Annotated in this window: 18 protein-coding genes; 11 read left to right on the forward strand and 7 right to left on the reverse strand. The window is 40.3% G+C overall.

Annotated elements, in window-relative coordinates:
* Positions 1-175 precede the first annotated feature (175 nt).
* The 4 genes from LXF01_RS06225 (at position 176) to LXF01_RS06240 (ending at position 5,286) form a co-directional block, all read left to right on the forward strand.
* Positions 176-1,192 carry an aspartate carbamoyltransferase catalytic subunit gene (locus tag LXF01_RS06225; protein ID WP_233945209.1) on the forward strand — a complete coding sequence of 339 codons (1,017 nt, stop codon included), beginning with the start codon at positions 176-178 and terminating at the stop codon, positions 1,190-1,192.
* A gap of 9 nt (positions 1,193-1,201) precedes the next feature.
* Positions 1,202-2,437, forward strand: coding sequence for a dihydroorotase (locus tag LXF01_RS06230; protein ID WP_233945210.1), 1,236 nt, complete (start codon positions 1,202-1,204; stop codon positions 2,435-2,437).
* Positions 2,438-2,660: 223 nt separating this feature from the next.
* The gene (locus tag LXF01_RS06235; protein WP_233945211.1) at positions 2,661-4,136 is read left to right on the forward strand and encodes an OmpA family protein; all 1,476 of its coding nucleotides are present in this window, start codon (positions 2,661-2,663) and stop codon (positions 4,134-4,136) included.
* Between the two features lie 121 nt (positions 4,137-4,257).
* On the forward strand, positions 4,258-5,286 hold the full coding sequence (locus tag LXF01_RS06240) for a DUF1311 domain-containing protein (protein ID WP_233945212.1): 1,029 nt from the start codon (positions 4,258-4,260) through the stop codon (positions 5,284-5,286).
* A 49-nt stretch (positions 5,287-5,335) separates the two neighbouring features.
* On the opposite strand, the gene LXF01_RS06245 is transcribed toward LXF01_RS06240, so the two are convergent.
* Positions 5,336-5,782: a universal stress protein gene (locus tag LXF01_RS06245; protein ID WP_078188616.1), complete on the reverse strand. Its 447-nt coding sequence runs from the start codon at positions 5,780-5,782 to the stop codon at positions 5,336-5,338.
* 141 nt (positions 5,783-5,923) lie between these two features.
* Positions 5,924-6,367, reverse strand: a complete 444-nt coding sequence (locus tag LXF01_RS06250; RefSeq protein WP_078191806.1) for a universal stress protein — start codon at positions 6,365-6,367, stop codon at positions 5,924-5,926.
* A 311-nt stretch (positions 6,368-6,678) separates the two neighbouring features.
* Between LXF01_RS06250 and LXF01_RS06255 the strand changes: the two genes are divergently transcribed.
* The 3 genes from LXF01_RS06255 (at position 6,679) to LXF01_RS06265 (ending at position 8,674) form a co-directional block, all read left to right on the forward strand.
* A complete protein-coding gene (locus tag LXF01_RS06255; RefSeq protein ID WP_180130372.1) occupies positions 6,679-7,686 on the forward strand; it encodes an alpha/beta hydrolase in 1,008 nt (335 codons plus the stop codon).
* 81 nt (positions 7,687-7,767) lie between these two features.
* Positions 7,768-8,112 carry an SMR family transporter gene (locus LXF01_RS06260; RefSeq protein ID WP_078188613.1) on the forward strand — a complete coding sequence of 115 codons (345 nt, stop codon included), beginning with the start codon at positions 7,768-7,770 and terminating at the stop codon, positions 8,110-8,112.
* 1 nt (position 8,113) lies between these two features.
* Complete coding sequence (locus LXF01_RS06265; RefSeq protein ID WP_180130375.1) at positions 8,114-8,674, forward strand: TetR/AcrR family transcriptional regulator; 561 nt, start codon at positions 8,114-8,116, stop codon at positions 8,672-8,674.
* A 344-nt stretch (positions 8,675-9,018) separates the two neighbouring features.
* Here the strand turns inward: LXF01_RS06265 and LXF01_RS06270 are convergent, their stop codons facing one another.
* The 4 genes from LXF01_RS06270 to LXF01_RS06285 form a co-directional block, all read right to left on the reverse strand.
* Positions 9,019-10,188: a benzoate/H(+) symporter BenE family transporter gene (locus LXF01_RS06270; RefSeq protein ID WP_233945213.1), complete on the reverse strand. Its 1,170-nt coding sequence runs from the start codon at positions 10,186-10,188 to the stop codon at positions 9,019-9,021.
* 254 nt (positions 10,189-10,442) lie between these two features.
* On the reverse strand, positions 10,443-11,093 hold the full coding sequence (gene leuE, locus LXF01_RS06275; RefSeq protein ID WP_233945214.1) for a leucine efflux protein LeuE: 651 nt from the start codon (positions 11,091-11,093) through the stop codon (positions 10,443-10,445).
* Positions 11,094-11,166: 73 nt separating this feature from the next.
* Positions 11,167-12,156 (reverse strand): transaldolase, encoded by a 990-nt coding sequence (gene tal, locus LXF01_RS06280; protein ID WP_233945215.1) that lies wholly within the window; start codon positions 12,154-12,156, stop codon positions 11,167-11,169.
* 89 nt (positions 12,157-12,245) lie between these two features.
* Positions 12,246-13,136: a LysR family transcriptional regulator gene (locus LXF01_RS06285; protein WP_180172156.1), complete on the reverse strand. Its 891-nt coding sequence runs from the start codon at positions 13,134-13,136 to the stop codon at positions 12,246-12,248.
* 115 nt (positions 13,137-13,251) lie between these two features.
* Between LXF01_RS06285 and aceI the strand changes: the two genes are divergently transcribed.
* The gene (aceI, locus tag LXF01_RS06290; protein WP_078191799.1) at positions 13,252-13,677 is read left to right on the forward strand and encodes a chlorhexidine efflux PACE transporter AceI; all 426 of its coding nucleotides are present in this window, start codon (positions 13,252-13,254) and stop codon (positions 13,675-13,677) included.
* Positions 13,678-13,823: 146 nt separating this feature from the next.
* Positions 13,824-14,771 (forward strand): IS5 family transposase, encoded by a 948-nt coding sequence (locus LXF01_RS06295; protein ID WP_180172155.1) that lies wholly within the window; start codon positions 13,824-13,826, stop codon positions 14,769-14,771.
* 107 nt (positions 14,772-14,878) lie between these two features.
* On the opposite strand, the gene LXF01_RS06300 is transcribed toward LXF01_RS06295, so the two are convergent.
* Positions 14,879-16,399: an acetyl-CoA C-acetyltransferase gene (locus tag LXF01_RS06300; RefSeq protein WP_233945216.1), complete on the reverse strand. Its 1,521-nt coding sequence runs from the start codon at positions 16,397-16,399 to the stop codon at positions 14,879-14,881.
* Between the two features lie 241 nt (positions 16,400-16,640).
* Here LXF01_RS06300 and LXF01_RS06305 point away from each other — a divergent pair, with 241 nt between their 5' ends.
* Positions 16,641-18,032, forward strand: a complete 1,392-nt coding sequence (locus LXF01_RS06305; RefSeq protein ID WP_233945217.1) for a 3-oxoacyl-ACP reductase — start codon at positions 16,641-16,643, stop codon at positions 18,030-18,032.
* Positions 18,033-18,200: 168 nt separating this feature from the next.
* On the forward strand, positions 18,201-19,055 hold the full coding sequence (locus LXF01_RS06310) for a MaoC family dehydratase (RefSeq protein ID WP_180157123.1): 855 nt from the start codon (positions 18,201-18,203) through the stop codon (positions 19,053-19,055).
* Positions 19,056-19,067: the final 12 nt, after the last annotated feature.

Raw genomic sequence — 19,067 nt, forward strand, 5'->3', positions numbered from 1 at the left:
GGGTAAAGGTGAAGTTTAATTTAAAACGTTTAATTTATCTAATTGAAATGATAGATAGGAATTTGAAAATTCATTTTGAATAACATCATGCGTTTGCATTGAACGTTGAAAACTTCAACTGCCATTTGCCAAGATTCTCTGTATAATGCGTTAACTTAACGATAAGGAATCTCTCATGCACTTGGCGGCATTGCATACACCGAGCCAGATTCAACTCAACCAAGATGGTAACTTAAAACATTTCCTCACCATCGAAGGCCTTTCTAAAGAAACTCTCACAAAAATATTGGACACTGCACAGTCCTTTTTTAATGACCAAAATCAGCTGATTACCAACAACCTTTTAGAAGGTCGTACGGTAATGAACCTGTTTTTTGAAAATTCAACACGTACCCGTACCACTTTTGAAGCGGCAGCAAAACGTCTGTCTGCAAACGTATTGAACATTGATATTGCACGTTCAAGTACATCAAAAGGCGAGACACTGCGTGATACCTTGTGGAATTTAGAAGCGATGGCGACCGACATTTTTGTGGTTCGTCATTCATCGTCAGGCGCGCCGCACTTTATTGCCAAAGATGTTTGTCCGCATGTGGCAATCATCAATGCAGGCGATGGCCGTCATGCGCATCCTACGCAAGCCATGCTGGATATGTTGACGATTCGCCGTGAAACCAAAAAGAATTTTGAAGACATTTCCATTGCCATCATTGGCGATATTAAGCATTCGCGTGTTGCCCGTTCAGATGTCGCTGCATTACAAACATTGGGCTGTAAAGATATTCGTGTCATTGCGCCTAATACTTTGCTGCCTTACGGTTTTGATGATTATGGCGAAGGCATTCGTCTGTTCAACAATATGGAAGACGGCATTCAAGACTGCGATGTGATTATTACTTTACGTATTCAAAATGAACGTATTGATTCTCCTGCGCTGTCATCTCAAGCTGAATTCTACAAAATGTACGGTTTGAATAAAGAGCGCTTGGCTTTGGCAAAACCTGACTGCATCGTGATGCATCCGGGACCGATGAACCGCGGTGTTGAAATTGACTCGAGTATTGCCGATGGTGTTCAGTCGGTGATTTTACATCAGGTGACCAATGGTATTGCGGTACGTATGGCGGTACTGGCTTTGGCAATGCAAGGTCAGTTGCAAGAAAAAGGTTTAATTGAAGCGATTGCGGTTTAAGGGATAGTCATGAGTATTGTTAAAGTTGAAAATGTACGTGTCTTAGATCCAATCAATCAAACTGACAGCGTACAGACAGTTTATATTGAAAATGGCCGATTGGTTGCCGAAAGCAATACCGCTGAAACCATTGATGGTCAAGGCAAATGGCTGATGCCAAGTATGGTTGACCTTTGCGCGCGTTTACGAGAGCCGGGTCAGCAGCAGCACGGCACTTTAAAGTCAGAAGGTAAGGCTGCGCGTGCGAATGGTATTTTGCATGTGTTTACCCCGCCTGACTCTAAACCGATTGTGCAAGACAATGGCGCATTGATTCATGGTCTGGTGGAAAAAGCCTTGCTAGACGGCGGCATTTATCTGCAGGTGATTGGCGCGCAAACTCAAGGCTTGTTAGGCAAGCAGCCTGCGAATATGGCAGGTTTGAAAAAAGGCGGCTGTACAGCAGTATCAAATGCCAATGCGCCATTTATGGACGATGATGTGGTGATTCGTACCTTGGAATATGCTGCGGGTCTGAACATGACCGTTGTGTTCTATGCCGAAGAGTCGCAGATTGCCAAAGATGGCTGTGTGCATGAAGGTTTTGTCGCATCTCGTCAAGGTTTGCCGATGATTCCTGCATTGGCGGAAACCGTAGCCATTGCAAAATATTTACTGATGATTGAAGCCACTAAAGTGCGTGCGCACTTTGGTCTGTTGTCATCAGGCGCATCTGTCGAATTGATTAAACATGCCAAATCGAAAGGCTTGCCCGTGACTTGCGATGTAGCCATGCACCAATTACATTTAACTGATCAGTTGATCGACGGCTTTAATTCACTTGCGCATGTGCGTCCGCCGCTGCGTTCTGAGCAAGATAGAGACTTGCTCCGCCAAGCGGTAAAAGACGGTGTGATAGACGCGATTTGTACGCATCATGAGCCATTAAGCAGCTCTGCGAAAATGGCTCCATTTGCTGAAACACAGCCCGGTTTTACCGCATTTGATACTTATGTGCCTTTTGGTATTCAACTGATTCAAGAAGGCCTATTAAGCCCACTGGAATGGGTTGAAAAAGTCACACTCGCACCTGCTAAAGTAGCCAATATGCAACAACGTTGGGTAGATGAAGCGGGTTGGGTGCTTGTCGATCCAGAGCTTGAGTGGACCATTAATAAAGACACGATTGTGTCAAATGGTAAGAACACACCATTAATTCAGCACACCGTTAAAGGTAAAGTGCTTCAAGCTTTTTATGCTGTTTAAGCTGAAGCTCAACATGGAAAATGTTGAGTCCTAGCATTTTAATTTCATATCTAAAAAGTCAGCTTCGGCTGGCTTTTTTTTATGAGGATTGAAATTAATATATTGAAAATAAAAAAGAAATTAACGCGCTGATAAGTCCGAACAAATTATTACATTTGATCAAAAAATAAGCATATAAACTAAAGTACACATGAAAATAATGACAACTGCATGGAGTACAAATATGAATATAGACTTATTAGCGCTGATTAAGCAGCACGTCTCCTCGATTGTGCTGGACGGTGATACACAATATTTAACTGAAAAAAATTCAGCCATTAGCCAGTTTATTCCATTCCTGTTAAATATTTTTCGATCCAAACCTGAATTTATTGATGCCTTTCAAAAACAGTTAAACCCTCGTATTAGTGATATATTTTCGGCAAATCCCACATTAAAAGATCAATTTTTGCAACATCTCGGTGGCGGTACGGCCCCAACGTCAGAAATAGAGCAAACCTTAAACCACTCTATAGCTCCAACTTTAGGGGCACTTGAAAATGAAGCGGGTTCATCTGATCCCGTCGCAATCACGCATTTACTTGATAATCATGCAGATAGCATTTTGGCGGCACTACCACAATGGGCAGTGCCTTTACTCGCAGGTTTAGGGGTAAACACTGCAGCTGGCCGTACATTACACCAAACGCCTGTTGTTGAACCAACACCTGTTATCGTTGAAGAAAAACGCTCGAATTGGTTATTGTCAATTATTGCGCTGCTTATATTATTGGGTCTGATCGCATTTTGGTTTAAGTCTTGTACTAATAAAGAAGAACCAACCATCTCTGCAACAACGGTTGCACAGCCTGCTGCATCTCAGCCAGCACATTTGCAATTTAGCACCGGTACAGATGGGCAGTTAACCAACTGTCAAATTCAAACAGGCGATTCAAACTATCTTGAAATTTTGCAGCAACAAGTCAAACAGATCTTTAACTTTAATACGGGCTGTGGTGCTTCATCTGATGCCAGTTACCATACTCAATTTATTGATCAAGATACCATTCCAACGGTTCTGCAAAAACTTAAAGGTGTGCCAAATACCACTTTAACCTGGACAGAAAATCAGTTATCGATTTTGTCGCAAAATCCTGCGGATGCTCAAAGCCTTGCCAATCAAATTAAGCCTTTAGTAAAAAATATGACGGTATTGGTTCAAGAAGGTGTGAGTGAACAAACTGCAGTAGATAACAGTATTACTGATGCACAAAAAGCATTAGCGAGTATTAACCCTGAACAAGTTCGTGCTCTAGATGTTGCGACTGCGCTGAACTTACAAATTATTAATTTTGCGACAGGTTCATCTGATATTCCTGACGTGAATAAATCGATTTTGGATCAAGCGGCAGCGTTAATGCAGCGCGCAACACAGGTACATCTGACTGTACAAGGTCATACCGACGCTGTGGGTAATGCGGAAGCGAATAAAGCTTTATCGCAAGAGCGTGCACAAGCTGTGGTGGATTATTTGGTGTCGAAAGGCGTTGATCCTGCACAGCTTCAAGCGGTGGGTTATGGTCAAGAAAAACCGGTAGCAGAAAACAGCACCAAAGAAGGTCAATTCAAAAACCGTCGTATTGAGTTTGAAGTTTTAAATACCGAGAATGGTAAAGTACGAGATGTCACCAGCGAAGGCGTAACTGAAAAGACCAATTAAAACCGTACTAAATGAGATGATATATAAAAAATCCCTGCACATGCGGGGATTTTTCTCGTCAAAGCGCTGTATTTTTGAGTAAAATACGCCCGAAGAATAAAATCATAATGGTACTTATACAATGAAAAAAATAGTCATCACGAGCCTCATGTTGTCTGCGGCATTGATATCCGGCTGTGATAATTTTAAAAATAAAAAAGATACTGAAGCCAAAACGGAAGCGCCTGCTTTGGAAGATTGGAGTTGTACTGCACAAGCCAATATTGACCAATTGCAAGATCATTTAAAAAAAGAATATCTCAAAGAATTAAACAAAGAAATACGTCAGTCAGATTATGAAGCTGATCAGCAACTCATGGATCTGATTGTAAAAAATCTAAAATTTAACATTCAAAATGTCACGACTTTAACTGAAGACCCTAATAAAGCCAAAACATTGGAATGTAGCAGTCAATTGTTGGTGGTTTTCCCGAAAGGATTACAAAAGCGTGCTGAAAACGCCTATGCTGAACGACCATGTGACGAAGGCTGTGAAGAACGTGGTCATTATACTTTGAATGATTCACTCGAAGATGGTGAGTCAGGCTTAAGCATGGACAATGATCAGCTTAAAGGGAACTTTAGCTATAGCATCACTAAAACGGACAAAGATGGTTTAAGTTTAAGTGTCCCAAGTCAAAATGACGTAATTGATAGCGTTGTAACAGTGACACGTCATGCGGTGCTATATGCGGCATATAGTGCTCAAAATAAGCGAGACGAAGAATCCTATCAGCAAGGGATGGAGAGTCAATCTCAACAAATGAGCCTTGCACAAAAGGCGATGGATATTCGTAAGAAAGAGCTAGATCAGGATAATGCCAAAGTGGTGGATCGTCTCAATCAGACTTGGGATCGTTTTAGTGATGAACAAAAGGCGCAGTTACAGCAAGATCAAGCGGATTGGTTTGAAAAGCGTGATATCGATTGTAAAGTGCTTGCACAAAAAAGTGTTTATTCATTAAATGAAAGTGAAAAAGAGACTTATCAAAAGCATTCGCAATACTGGGATGATGCGATGAATACGCAAAATCAAGAGTTGCAATATACCAAATGTTTTAATCAGAAAACTACAGAACGAATTGTGTATTTAAATAATGTGTTTAATTGATCTAAAAGAAGAAAAGCCCTCAATTGAGGGCTTTTTTATGAATCTTAGTTTATTGCTTGATGATCAAAACAGGAATTGGGCACTGCGTTAAAATATTTTGTGCTACGCTGCCCAGCATGGCTTTTTTTAAACCTGTGCGTCCATGTGAACCCATGATGATTAAATCTGCAGAGATTTCATCAGCCACTTGTAAAATCCCTTCAGTTGGCGATACACCATGAATCAAACGAGTTTTAACTTCGATACCATCACGTACAAAGGTTTGTTTGATATCTTCTAAACGCAGCTGAGCACTTTTTTCAGCTTGCATAAAATATTCAGTGATTGCAGGTGCAACAGCGTAGAAATCGACACCAACGAATGGATCAACAGCAACAACACTAACAATGGTCACTTGTGCATTTTGACTTTTAGCCAAGCTGAGCGCATGTTCAACAGCAGAATATGAAATTGGAGATTCATCCACAGGGACTAAAATTTGTTGATATTGACTCATATCTGCTTCCTTAATATTTTAAATGTTATCAATCTAATCTTGCTCTATTCACGATATTGTATGAATTAGACAAAAGGGTAAGCCTATGGGTGAAGGGTGTGCTGAATAGAAAAAAGCCCACATGATGTGGGCTTAGTCATCTTAAGCTTTTACAACCAACACAGGTAATTCAGTATTACTGAGTACATCTTGTGCGAAGCTGCCGAGTAGCATTTTCTTAAAGCCTTTACGACCATGTGAACCCATCACAATCAAATCGGCTTTGACTTCATTGGCTGCTTCTACCACACCTTCAGCAGAAACTTGGCCTTTAATGATTTTACTTTGTGCTTCTACACCCACTTCAGTTGTAATTTGCACAGCTTCTTTCAAAGCAGATTCAGCATTTGCATAAGCTTGTACGAAATATTCTTTCATGATTGATGAAGAATAATAGAAGTCTGCATCGGTAAATGGGTCTTCAGCAACAAGGCTGATTAAAGTGAGTTGGCTGTTAAACGCCTTGGCAATAATTGCAGCTTTTTTAACTGCAGAAAACGAGATTTCTGAACCATCGACAGGTACTAAAATGTTTTGATATGACATGGAACAATCTCCTGTAATTTTGCTTTTAAACCCTATAGATTATTGATAACACATTGTCGTGCATGGTTCAATTTATTAATCTAAAAAATATTGTAAATTCATAAAATTACATAAATTAATGTCGATAAGTCGTCAAATAAATCTGAGCGGAAAACTCGGACTTTGCTCAAAAAATATTAAAATAAAATCGACCAATTTTCTCGGATTTTGAGCTTAAAAGATCAATTTGAACTTTATGAAAATAAGCCTAAACTATATACAGTTTTAAATCTAAGATTTATAACAAAATTGATGCGATTGGATAGTTTGATATGTCATATAAAGCAGGGTTGGTTGTACTTAGCATGTGTTCAGTGTTGCATTTGTCTGGTTGTCAAAACACGCAAAGTAGTACCAAAGTGATTGCAGGTGCTTTTAATTTATCGACACAAGTTCAAAAGACCTTCATCAACCTACATGCTCCTGACAATGTTATTGTGCAGTCAAATATTCAATATCTACAAAATCCAAATTTAAACTTGGATATCTATCAACCTGAAACTAGTATGGCGATTGCACCAAGACCAACGATTGTTTGGATCCACGGGGGCGGTTGGGTCTCAGGTTCAAAAGAGCATGCAGGTGGATATTTTAAACGGCTCGCAGCGCAAGGCTATAACGTGGTTTCTGTTCAATATCAGTTTGCACCTGAAGCCATTTATCCTGCACAGCTCAACCAAATAGATGCAGCACTGACGTTTTTGAATCTACATGCGGCACAATATGGCATTGATTCGCAAAATATGTATTTGGCAGGGGATTCTGCAGGTGCAAATATGGCCAGTCATTATGCAACTTTGGTTACAAATCCAGATTTTGCGCAAGCGTCAAAGATTCAACCTGTATTAAAGCCTTCACAGCTTAAAGGGCTGATTTTACATTGTGGTATTTATGATTTAAACAGCTTTGTAAATACTGCACCCGACGAGATTGGACTGATCGAGTGGGGCGTCTATAACTTGGTTCAGGCGTATACCGGAGACAAAAAAGATGATGCCGAGTTTTTAACGCGTATTTCAACGGCCTCAAATATTAATGCAAATTATCCGCCAGTATTTATCAGCGGTGGCAATAAAGATTTTTTAACCAAAACGCAATCTGAGCCTTTTGTAGAAAAATTGAAGGCAAATAATGTACCTGTGACGGCGGTATTTTATCCAGATTCGAAAGAATATTTGGTACATGAATATCAATTTATGATGAGTAAAAAGGCCAGCCAGCAGACCTTTGATCGCACTTTAGAATTTTTGCAACAACACGTACAGTCCGTTAAAAATTAAAAATAGGCTTAAAATGCTTGCAGAATAATCTCTAACTTAATAACATACCTACCAGTTGGTATGTTTATTTTGGAATGATTAATGAATTCGGTCACTTTAGCTTATGGCTTACTGTCATTGGCGATTATCTCAGAAGTAATTGGTTCGACATTTTTGGTGAAGTCAGAAGGCTTTACCAAACTTGCGCCTTCATTGGCTGTCGCAGTTTTATTCTGTTTGGCATTTTATTTATTGTCTCAGGTGATTAAAGTCATACCACTTGGTATTGCTTATGCCATTTGGGCAGGCGTTGGTATTGTTTTAACTGCACTAATTGGCTACTTTATCTTTCGTCAAAGTTTAGACCTCCCAGCCATGTTAGGGATAGGCCTGATTGTTTCAGGTGTGGTCGTGATCAACCTGTTTTCAACTTCAGCTGGACACTAGTATGGATAATCCGCATCAGCGTAAGAAAGAGCCTCAACTGATACGCCAGAGTATTTTGCAGCATGCAATCCTTCTTGCTGCTGATAAAGGTGTTAATGGGGTGTCGATTCAAGCCGTTGCGGATTTAGTTGGGGTTACAAAAGGTGGTGTATTTCATCATTTTTCAAATAAGCAAAAGCTCTTAGAGTCCATGATTGTGATGCTTTTGGCTCAATTAGACAAGGTCGTTGACCGTTTAGTTGAAGAAGACCCTGAGCCGTACGGTCGCTTTACCCGAGCCTATATTGAAATTACTTTAGAAAAACAAATCATGGGTTTGCAACAGTCTTGGTCCGCGATTTCGATGACCATGCTGACCGATAAAACATTTAATGAATATTGGATCGACTGGATGAACTCACGTCTAGAGCGTCATCATCAGACCGATTCGGATATAGAACTGAAAATTGTTCGTTATGCAGCCGATGGTATTTGGCTCACCGCTTTTACAGAAGTGGAAGATGAGAGCGAAACCCAATTATTAAAACAAGAACTGATCGCCCGAACGTATCGAGCGAAATAGATTAAATAACTGATTTTACATACGTAAAAGTAATTACGCATTTTTAAAATGATTTTTAAGTCTATTCGACAGAGTCTTACATCTAGGGATTGAATAAAGGGATTAGCCTTCGGCTGGAGGTACTCTTGAAATGTTGTTTCTCATTCGGCAAAATGAGAAGCGTGCTACGTAAGGAAACCATCTTGCGGAGCATTGTTCCTCACCGCAAAACTTGTTCACTAGTGTCTAATTATTCAAAGTACCGCAAAAACATTTTTGATTAGAAATAGTCCTATATCAAACACTTGCGTATGACCTTACCGCGTATCATTCTTTTATTTGAAGCAAATTATTTTACTGAGGGCTTAATTTCTTTTATATTTGAAAATAGCATGCACGACTAAACCAAAGACCAACCCCCAAAACGCGGAACCAATACCAAAAAATTGTACGCCCGATGCACTAAACAAGAAGGTGAGTAGAGCGGCGTCACGTTCACTCGCTTCTTGGAAAGCAATGACGATGTTGTGTCCAATGGTGCCTAGTAGGGCAATGCCTGCTAAAGCGGTAATAAACACCAATGGGAAAGCGGTTAAGAAACTCACCAAAGTGGCTGCAAACAGGCCCATCAAAATATAAAAGACGCCACAGGTCATACCTGCGATATAGCGCTTTTTCTCATCGGGGTGGGCTTGGTCATCTAGACTGATTGCCGCACTAATCGCAGCAATATTGACACTAAAACATCCAAATGGCGCGAGTAGTGTTTGGGCTGTCCCAGTCCAACCGATCAGTTGATTAACGTGGGGTTGATAGCCATAACTTTTAATCATGGCTAAACCCGGTAAATACTGAGAGGCCATATTGATTACAAAGAGTGGTAACGCCAAACCCAGTATTGCTGAGATCGAAAATTCAGGTGTGACCCAAACCGGCTGTGCGAGTTCTAAATTAAGCGCCGGTAATTGAAAGCCAAGTAATAATGGACAAAGCATGATGCCAATGATCACCGTAATGACAATGCTATAACGTGGTAACAGTCGTTTACTGATGACGTAAGCCGCGAGTAAACCAAGAACGAATGCCCATTCATTTTGTAAACTGACAAATAATTCAATACCAAATTTTAGAAGTACGCCCGCCAACATCGCACTGGTTAGACTTTGCGGGATATAGCGAAGTATTTTTTCAAAAATGCCTAAAAATCCGAGTACTGCTGTCAATAGGCCACAGACTAAGAAAGCACCTAGGGCGGCATTCATGCTGTAACCATTTGCAGTCGCTAAAATCAGTGCCAGTCCTGCAGTGGACCATGAAGTCGCAACGGGATATTTAAATTTCCAAGACAGAATCAGCCCGCTTAAGCCGATACCCAAACCTAGAGCCCAAAACCAAGAGGTTATTTCTGCTGTGTTGGCACCGAGCAGTTGTGCAGATTGGATCACCAAAACAGCCGAGACACTGATCCCGACTAAGAACGTAATAAAACCTGCAAAAGCAGCTGGAATGGAAAAGTCTTGGGGTAGTTTTTGCATAATGATCGAGCTATGATTATTGTTGGCGCAGATTTAAGATGACATTTTTCAGGATGATACGCTCAAGTCCTGTACAGTAAAAGTGCTTAACAAGATATTAGGGAAATACTTTATTTATTCACGAACGACACTTTAATAAAAGGCGCTTTAATAGTACGAACCGAAAACCTGGATTGTGGATGTTTCAACCATTCAAAAGTTTAAAGGCATATAGATTTTTAAGTAAAAAAACAGAAATACTTTGCCCATGTCGGTTACATGGTAGATGTCGCAAGCTTTAGACCAAATCCACAAAATAGAAGACCAACAGCTGCGACACAGCTTGCCGTAAATTTATAGCGATGGCCAAAATAGGTAGCCAGTTTTGCACCCGAAAAGATCAAAATCGTTAAATAGCTCATACTGATAATTTGCAATACGATCGCGAGTGCGGTGAATGTAATCGCTGGATATGGATATGCAGGATCGACGAATTGTACAAAGAACGATAAGTAAAAAAGAATGGCTTTAGGGTTTAAAATACTGATGGTTAATGCAGTCTTAAACGGTTTCAATTCATTCAAACTCAGTTGTTTAGTGTCGAGTTGTTCTGGAGTTTGAACGGCATTCCAAGTTTGGTAGGCAGCCTTGAAAAGTTTGATACCTAAATAACTTAAATACAGCGCACCCACAATTTTTAATAATAAGAATAACCAAGGGAAGGCATGAAGTAAGGATGCAGCCCCCAGAGCGGTGAGTAAGATTAAGATCAAATCGCCAGTATAAACGCCAAAAGCACCTAAATAGCCGACCTTAATGCCATAGCGAGAAGCAACAGACATGACATAAAGTGAATTTGGACCGGGTAAAATCACAATTAATATCGTACCAATAATAAAGGTCGTTAAGTCTGTGATTCCAAACACTGAAGACACTCAAATAAAAAACCGAAGCTGTAGTATACAACTTCGGTTCTAGAGGAAACTGAAAAATTCTAATTTAAGCTTTTATTTCAACATCTAAGCCAAAAGATTGACGCAGTAAGCTACTTAATTGCTCACGGGCTTTAATAAAACCATCAATACCGCCTTGTAATAGTTGGAAAGACATTAAGTCTTTTTCAACTTCAGCTTTGAAAGTTTGCTTGTCGAGCACTTGTATGTCGTGTTGACAGTGTGCATGTGCATGATGATTAGACAGTTGCACTTCAACGGTACGCTGATCTTTTTCCAGTTCTGCCAATAAATTTGGTGAAACTGTCAATAAATCACATCCTGCTAAGCCGAGCACTTGATCAATACTACGGAAGCTAGCACCCATAATTTCAGTTTTGATGTCATGTTGTTTATAGTAGTGGTAAATCTGCTTCACTGATAACACGCCTGGATCTTTCTCAATCGGGTAGCTATCCACATTTTCAGCTTTTTTGTACCAATCTAAAATACGGCCGACAAATGGCGAAATCAGCGTGACTTGAGCATCTGCACAGGCTTGAGCTTGATGCAAACCAAACAACAGAGTCAGATTACAGTGAATGCCTTCGGCTTCAAGGGCTTTAGCGGCTTGAATGCCTTCCCACGTTGAGGCAATTTTAATTAAGATACGATTTTGATCGATACCATACTGTGCATATAAAGCCAGTAACTCTTTAGCTTTTGCAATGGTGGCATCAGTATCATAAGACAAGGCTGCATCGACTTCTGTAGATACACGTCCTTCGATCAATTTTAAAATTTCTACACCAAATTTGACCGTAAGAATATCGATGGTGCGCTCAACCAGCTCATCATTTTGATAACCTTCTTTACGCGCTTGTTCAAAAGCACTTTCAATCAGTTCTTTATTTTCAGGTTGATTTGCCGCTGCTGTAATTAAAGATGGATTTGTGGTCGCATCCAATGGACGGAATGTATTAATCGCAGCTAAATCACTGCTGTCAGCAACAATCGTTGTTAGGCTTTTTAATTGGTTTAACGCATTTTGAGTCATTTGAAATCTAGTTCTTAATGTTCTTGGTGTACATACTTTTATAACACAATCTGTTTAGAACCCAACCAAAAAACGCCCAATTAGGCAGTCTAAATCGTAGTTTTTCGTGAATTTCGGATGTGATTAATCAAAAAATGAGCAGCCGAGCCGAGTGGTTTTTCACGGTTCCAGACCAAGTCGACGAAATATTCAAATTTGGGTGTGAAATCTTGAAAGCTTAAAATTTTGAGTTGATCTTTGAGCGTCGGATTTTCATTAAACATCTCGAGGGGAAGCACACCCCAACCCAGACCTTGAATAATCATCGAACAGGCAGAGTGGTGATTATCTGTACGCCAACTGTGTTTGGAAAATAACAACTCTGGTTTGATGCTTTTATCACGACTTGCGACCACGATTTGTCGATTTTGCAAAATTTGCTCAAAACTGACTTGCTTAAATTTCGACAGGGTATGTTTTTTCGCCGCAACTGGAACCAGTGCTTCACGCTTTAATTCAACAAATTGTTCATAACTCTCAAGCTGTTCACGTTCAAACATTAGAGCAAGCTGTGCTTGACCTTGTAATAGCATCTTTTGGGCATCTTCTTGAGGCGCAGAAAAAATATTGATTTGCAAAGATGGAAAATGAGTTTCTAGCAAAGAGATATAGTCGGTCCACTGTGTATGTAGCAGTTCTGATACCACCACGATATTCAGTGAAGACTCTAAACCATGACTCAGTGCAATTGCATGCTGTTTCCATTGATTGATTTCTATCAATAATTGTTCAGTTTTTTCATACAGGTTTAGCGCTTGAGCTGTGGGCACAGGTTCACGACCAACCCGCTCAAACAGTTTAAGGTTGAGATCAATTTCGAAGTTGGCAATGGACATGCTGACAGCCGAAGGTACTTTGCCGAGTTGTCTGGCAGCTGCGGAAAATGATCCTGTTTCCATGACTGTTTTAAAAATCATCAGTTGTTCTTGATTAATATTCATGTGCATACAGAAAAAAAAGGAATACAACCTTTCAATAATATTGAAAGAACCTAACTCGATTAATCAATAATATAAAAATAAAATAAGTTTTTTACAAATAATAGAGTGTTTCAAAATGACGATTTCCAAGAGAAGGATTATTCATGCGCTAAGCTATGAGATCATCCTATTGGTGATCATTGCTATTGCGTTAAGTTTTATTTTTAAAGTTCCGATGGAGGTGACAGGTACGCTCGGTATTGCAATGGCGGTCACTTCTGTGATTTGGAACATGATTTTTAATCATTATTTTGAAAAATTTGAAGCAAAAAGAAAGTTAAAAAGAACCTTTGGTGTACGTGTTTTACATGCAATTGGATTTGAGGGCGGTTTAATGCTTGCAACCATCCCAATGGTGGCTTATGCCATGCATATGACCTTATGGCAGGCGATTTTGCTCGATTTTAGTATGACCATGTGTATTTTAGTCTACACATTTATTTTCCAATGGTGCTATGACCAGATCGAAGCGTACCTAGGTTACCAACCACAATATCGTTAAATTTCAATAAGAAAATCACATTGGCCTGTATTGATAAGTACAGGCCTTTTTTGCATTAAAATAGTGCAAAAATTTACAAATAACAATATATAGGCTGTGTTGCACAAACCTATCTGTAAAGGCTTTTTCAGCGATATAATTTTCAAATGAAGAAGCCTACACACAAAATCTATCGCACAACCAATTGGCCCGCATATAACCGAGCACTCATGAGTCGCGGAAATATTGCCATTTGGTTTGATCCTGCTACGCAATGGTATGCTCCATCAAAAGGCAAACAAGGGCGAAATCAAACCTACTCCGACGCAGCTATCCAATGCTGCTTAATGATTAAATCCTTATTCCGTCTATCTTTACGTATGGTCACTGGCTTTGTGCAAAGTCTGATTAAACTTTGTGGATTAAATTGGACCGCATCAGATTACAGTACGCTTTGCAGAAGACAAAAACATATTGATATTGCGATTAATTATCAAAAAAGCAGTGGTGGGCTTAACTTGCTGATAGACTCTACCGGTCTAAAGTTTTTAGGTGAAGGTGAATGGAAAAGGAAGAAACATGGACCTGAATATCGTCGCCAATGGCGTAAACTTCATATTGGTATAGATGCTGAAACCCTTCAAATACGCGCCATTCAACTCACTACAAATAATGTGAGTGATTCACAAGTGCTTGGTGATTTACTCGATCAGATCCCACAAGATGAGCAGATTGACTCTGTTTATACCGATGGAGCTTATGACACCAAGCAATTCCGTCAGGTCATTGCAGATCGGCAAGCGCATGCGGTGATTCCACCTAGAAAAAATGCGAAACCATGGAAAGATACAAAGATCAGCTCGCTAGCGCGAAATGAATTACTTCGTACTGTTAATCTTGCGAAGCAGTGCTTCTCAGGCAGGACATTATGGAAAAAATGGTCCGGCTATCATTGCCGAAGTTTGGTCGAAACTAAGATGCATTGCATCAAATTATTGGGGGACAAACTCAGTGCAAGAAAATTTGATAGCCAAGTCAATGAAATTCATGCACGTGTAGCAGTCCTCAACAGATTTACGGAATTAGGTCGACCACTTACCCAAGTTACGCCTTAAATTTGGCTCAATTAGGGGGCTTTGTATTTCAAATCTTTGTGCAACAAAGCCATGTATAGGTATAAAAAAAACCGCTCATATGAGCGGTTTTTTATAGTGCAGATTAATTATTTTTCAATAATTGCTGTCACACCTTGACCACCTGCAGCACAGATCGAAACAAGAACGCGACCTGAACCTTTTTGGTTCAGCAATTTTGCAGCAGTCGCAATAATACGACCACCTGTTGCAGCAAATGGGTGACCCGCAGCAAGTGAAGAACCTTTCACGTTTAATTTAGCACGGTCAATTGAACCTAGTGGTGCATCTAGACCTAAACGTTCTTTACAGAACTTCGGATCTTCCCATGCTTTAAGCGTAGACAATACTTGAGAAGCAAATGCTTCATGAATTTCATAGTAATCGAAATCTTGTAGCGTAATACCTGCACGTTCAAGCATACGAGGCACTGCATACGCAGGCGCCATCAATAAGCCTTCTTTTTTCTCTACAAAGTCAACCGCCGCTGTTTCTTGGAAGGTTAAATAAGCAAGCACTTCGTGACCGTTTGCTTTTGCCCATTCTTCAGAGGCAAGAAGGACACATGACGCACCATCAGTTAGTGGAGTCGAGTTACCCGCAGTCATCGTACGCGCATCGCCTTTACCAAACGCTGGTTTTAACTTCGCAAGTTTTTCTACTGATGAGTCTGCACGTAAGTTGTTGTCACGCTCTAAACCAAGGAATGGCGTAATCAGGTCATCAAAGAAACCTTCTTCGTAAGCAGCTGCCATTTTTTGATGTGAAGATGCAGCAAGTTCATCTTGCGCTTCACGTGAAATACCCCATTCAAGCGTAGTAATGGCTTGATGATCACCCATAGAAAGACCTGTACGTGGCTCACCGTTTTTCGGCGCATCCATCAAGTCTTTTACATTAATTTTAGTTAATGCTTTAAGGCGATCTTTACCTGTTTTTGCGATGTTCAGTTCAAGTAGTGCTTTACGTAAACCATCACCAAAAGCGATCGGTGCATCAGAGGTTGTGTCTACACCACCAGCAACACCCACTTCGATTTGACCCAATGCGATTTTATTAGCAACCAAGAAAGCTGCTTGTAAACCTGTACCACATGCTTGTTGAATATCGTAAGCAGGTGTTTCAGGAGCAAGTTCGGTATTGAGTACACACTCACGGGTCATGTTAAAGTCACGACTATGTTTTAACACAGCGCCAGCAACAACTTCACCAAGGCGTTGACCTTGAAGGTTGAAGCGTTCAACAAGACCATTTAATGCAGCTGTGAACATATCGCTGTTTGATGCTGTGAAGTAAGCGCCGTTAGAACGAGCGAAAGGAATACGATTACCACCGATAATAGCAACGCGGCGAACTGTGTTTTGACTCATGGTATTATCCTGTTGAACAGACGTTTGAGTTGTTGATTTTGAAGCTGTTTTAGGGTTTGAAGCGGGTGTCTTAGTACGCGTAGATGCACGACGAGGACGGCTCGTTTTAGCGGCATCACTTGTAGACTTGGTTGCTGTGCCCGTACTTTTAGCGGTACGTGGCGTACTCTTTGATGTATTTGACACAGTTTCCGTGGTCGGAGTTTCGACTGCTGGATTTTCTTGAGTTGTTTTGCTCATAAGGCTTTTCCAAGCATGTGGATGATCTTCTTGACGGCTACATTAGCATATTCACCAAAGTGGTAAATTGACTAAAATGACATTTGCTAAAGCATTCAGGTCAAGCCATCTGCGGTTTAACTCAAGTATGATTCCATGGAAACTGATGGAACTATTGAAATATAAGTATCTGACATCATCTTGAAGTTAAAGGGATATCTTCAGATCCATCAAAAATTAATCTGTATGAGAGATAATAAACATGACTGATCAATACCAAACATTTGCAAAATCTCCTATTGGTAAATTTGTCATCAAAAATTTAGGTTTACCATCACCGACTTTTTTAGAGCGTTTTGAGTCTGCAACACCTGTAGTAAAAGGCGCTGTTTTATTAGGTGCGGCACCAGCTTCAACATTGTCAGGTGCAATTGCTCAAGTATTGGCAAATATTCATGCCAATAGCTATGCAGGCAATAATGCTGAATTACAACAAGCTGCTGCCAAGTCAGGTTTAAACCTAAGCGCATTTAATGAAGGTGATAAAGAGTCTAAGTTTAAAGTTGTAGTTTTTGATGCATCTGGTATTCAAAATTCAGAGCAACTTCATTCGCTTTATGCATTCTTTAATCCAATTGCTCGTCAAATTCAGGCATCTGGTCGTGTTGTAGTAGTAGGTACAACGCCTGAAACAGCGAAGACTGTGAAACAAGCCATTGCACAACGTGCCCTTGAGGGTTTTGTGAAGTCTGTGGGTAAAGAATTTAAAAAAGGCATTGCTGCTCAACTTGTGTATGTAGATGAAGGGGCAGAAGCAAACTTAGAGTCTGCGCTGCGTTTTGTGATTTCACCACGTTCAGCTTATGTATCGGGTCAGGTGATTCGTGTATCTAAAGCAGATGTGGTTGATGTTGATTGGAATAAGCCGCTTGCAGGTAAAACAGCTGTTGTAACAGGTGCAAGCCGTGGTATTGGTGAAGCAATTGCACATGTATTGTCACGTGATGGCGCGCATGTCATTTGTTTGGACGTTCCACAGCAGCAAGCAGACCTTGACCGTGTTGCAGGTGAAATTGGCGGTTCTACGCTAGCGATTGATATTACTGCAAGCGATGCCGGTGAAAAAATCAAAGCTGCGGCAGCTGCTCAAGGTGGTTTGGATATCATCGTGCACAATGCCGGAATTACCCGTGACAAAACTTTGGCCAATATGAAGCCTGAGCTTTGGGATTTGGTGATTAACATTAACTTGTCTGCGATTGAGCGTGTAAATGATTACCTTCTTGAAAATGATGGCTTCAATGCAAATGGTCGTATTGTTTGCGTATCTTCTATTTCAGGTATTGCAGGTAACTTAGGTCAAACCAACTATGCTGCTTCTAAAGCAGGTGTAATTGGTGTGGTTAAATTTACTGCTCCATTATTGAAAAATGGTGTAACCATTAATGCGGTTGCTCCAGGCTTTATTGAAACGCAAATGACTGCTGCGATTCCATTTGCAATCCGTGAAGCAGGTCGTCGCATGAACTCGATGAGTCAAGGCGGTTTACCTGTAGATGTTGCAGAAACGATTGCGATGTTTGCTTCAACTGCGTCGACTGGCTTGAACGGTAACGTGGTACGTGTGTGTGGTCAAAGCTTGTTAGGGGCTTAATACATTCCTCTTAAAATTTCCTCTCCTTTTAGGAGAGGGCTAGGGAGAGGTAAAAATTTGCTATAAATGAATGGGTCTAACCCTCATTCTAGCCTTCTCCTTGAGCTATATATGGCGCAAGAGAAGATGCTTTTAAAACATTGAAATAAAAACTTCCAAAGGTTTAGTATGAATACTCACCATTTTAGTCAACTTCCAAAACCTTATTTAGCCTATCCAAAAGTGATTCAAGGCTTGATTTTTAAAAAGCCTAAAGCTGAAAAAGTGCTGCCGCAAGTTGAATATGTGGTGGATTCATTTAAGGTCGATCAAAAACATTTAAAAGCTTATAACGAAGTCTGTGGCTTTAAAAACAATGGATATATCCCAGCGATTTATTTGGCTGTGCTTTCTCAAAGTTTGCAAATGCATATGATGACTACGGAAGCTTTTCCATTTGCGATCTTAGGTTTGGTACATATTCGTAACCAAGTGAAGCAATATCGCAAAGTTGGTGTGAATGAAACACTGTCATTGTCATGCAAATTTGGTGAATTACAGCCACATGATAAAGGTGTGCAATTTGACTTTATTACCACTGCAAAAGTGGGCGATGAAGTGGTTGTAGAATCATTAACCACGTATTTAGCACGTCAAAAAACAGAGAACAAAGCTGCGGCAAAATCTACCGAAACAAAGTCAGCTGAGTTGCAAGTTCAAGCTGAATGGAATGTTTCTGAAAATACCGGTCGCCGTTATGCGTTGACTTCTGGTGACTTTAACTTGATTCATATTCATGCTGTAACCGCTAAAGCGTTTGGTTTTAAACAAGCCATTGCACATGGTATGTGGAGTAAAGCCAAAGCTTTGTCGAGCTTAACTTTACCAGATGCCTATGAAGCAGATGTCTGGTTTAAACTGCCGATGTATCTCCCATCACAAGTTGAGTTTTTAACGGCTCAAACTGGACAAGATACCGAGTTTGCAATTCGAAATAGCAAAAACAAAAAACCGCATGTCGCGGGAAGTGTGAAAGCACTGTAAGACTTAAGCCTA

The organism is Acinetobacter sp. SH20PTE14, from assembly GCF_021391555.1.
Taxonomy (GTDB): domain Bacteria; phylum Pseudomonadota; class Gammaproteobacteria; order Pseudomonadales; family Moraxellaceae; genus Acinetobacter; species Acinetobacter amyesii.

Coding starts and splice junctions, on each gene's coding strand:
- LXF01_RS06295 (WP_180172155.1), top strand. CDS start 13,824: ATGAAGAAGCCTACACACAAAATCTATCGCACAACCAATTGGCCCGCA.
- LXF01_RS06305 (WP_233945217.1), top strand. CDS start 16,641: ATGACTGATCAATACCAAACATTTGCAAAATCTCCTATTGGTAAATTT.
- LXF01_RS06285 (WP_180172156.1), bottom strand. CDS start 13,136: ATGAATATTAATCAAGAACAACTGATGATTTTTAAAACAGTCATGGAA.
- LXF01_RS06240 (WP_233945212.1), top strand. CDS start 4,258: ATGAAAAAAATAGTCATCACGAGCCTCATGTTGTCTGCGGCATTGATA.
- LXF01_RS06230 (WP_233945210.1), top strand. CDS start 1,202: ATGAGTATTGTTAAAGTTGAAAATGTACGTGTCTTAGATCCAATCAAT.
- LXF01_RS06255 (WP_180130372.1), top strand. CDS start 6,679: ATGTCATATAAAGCAGGGTTGGTTGTACTTAGCATGTGTTCAGTGTTG.
- tal (WP_233945215.1), bottom strand. CDS start 12,156: ATGACTCAAAATGCGTTAAACCAATTAAAAAGCCTAACAACGATTGTT.
- LXF01_RS06225 (WP_233945209.1), top strand. CDS start 176: ATGCACTTGGCGGCATTGCATACACCGAGCCAGATTCAACTCAACCAA.
- LXF01_RS06260 (WP_078188613.1), top strand. CDS start 7,768: ATGAATTCGGTCACTTTAGCTTATGGCTTACTGTCATTGGCGATTATC.
- aceI (WP_078191799.1), top strand. CDS start 13,252: ATGACGATTTCCAAGAGAAGGATTATTCATGCGCTAAGCTATGAGATC.
- LXF01_RS06265 (WP_180130375.1), top strand. CDS start 8,114: ATGGATAATCCGCATCAGCGTAAGAAAGAGCCTCAACTGATACGCCAG.
- LXF01_RS06235 (WP_233945211.1), top strand. CDS start 2,661: ATGAATATAGACTTATTAGCGCTGATTAAGCAGCACGTCTCCTCGATT.
- LXF01_RS06300 (WP_233945216.1), bottom strand. CDS start 16,399: ATGAGCAAAACAACTCAAGAAAATCCAGCAGTCGAAACTCCGACCACG.
- LXF01_RS06270 (WP_233945213.1), bottom strand. CDS start 10,188: ATGCAAAAACTACCCCAAGACTTTTCCATTCCAGCTGCTTTTGCAGGT.
- LXF01_RS06250 (WP_078191806.1), bottom strand. CDS start 6,367: ATGTCATATCAAAACATTTTAGTACCTGTCGATGGTTCAGAAATCTCG.
- LXF01_RS06310 (WP_180157123.1), top strand. CDS start 18,201: ATGAATACTCACCATTTTAGTCAACTTCCAAAACCTTATTTAGCCTAT.
- LXF01_RS06245 (WP_078188616.1), bottom strand. CDS start 5,782: ATGAGTCAATATCAACAAATTTTAGTCCCTGTGGATGAATCTCCAATT.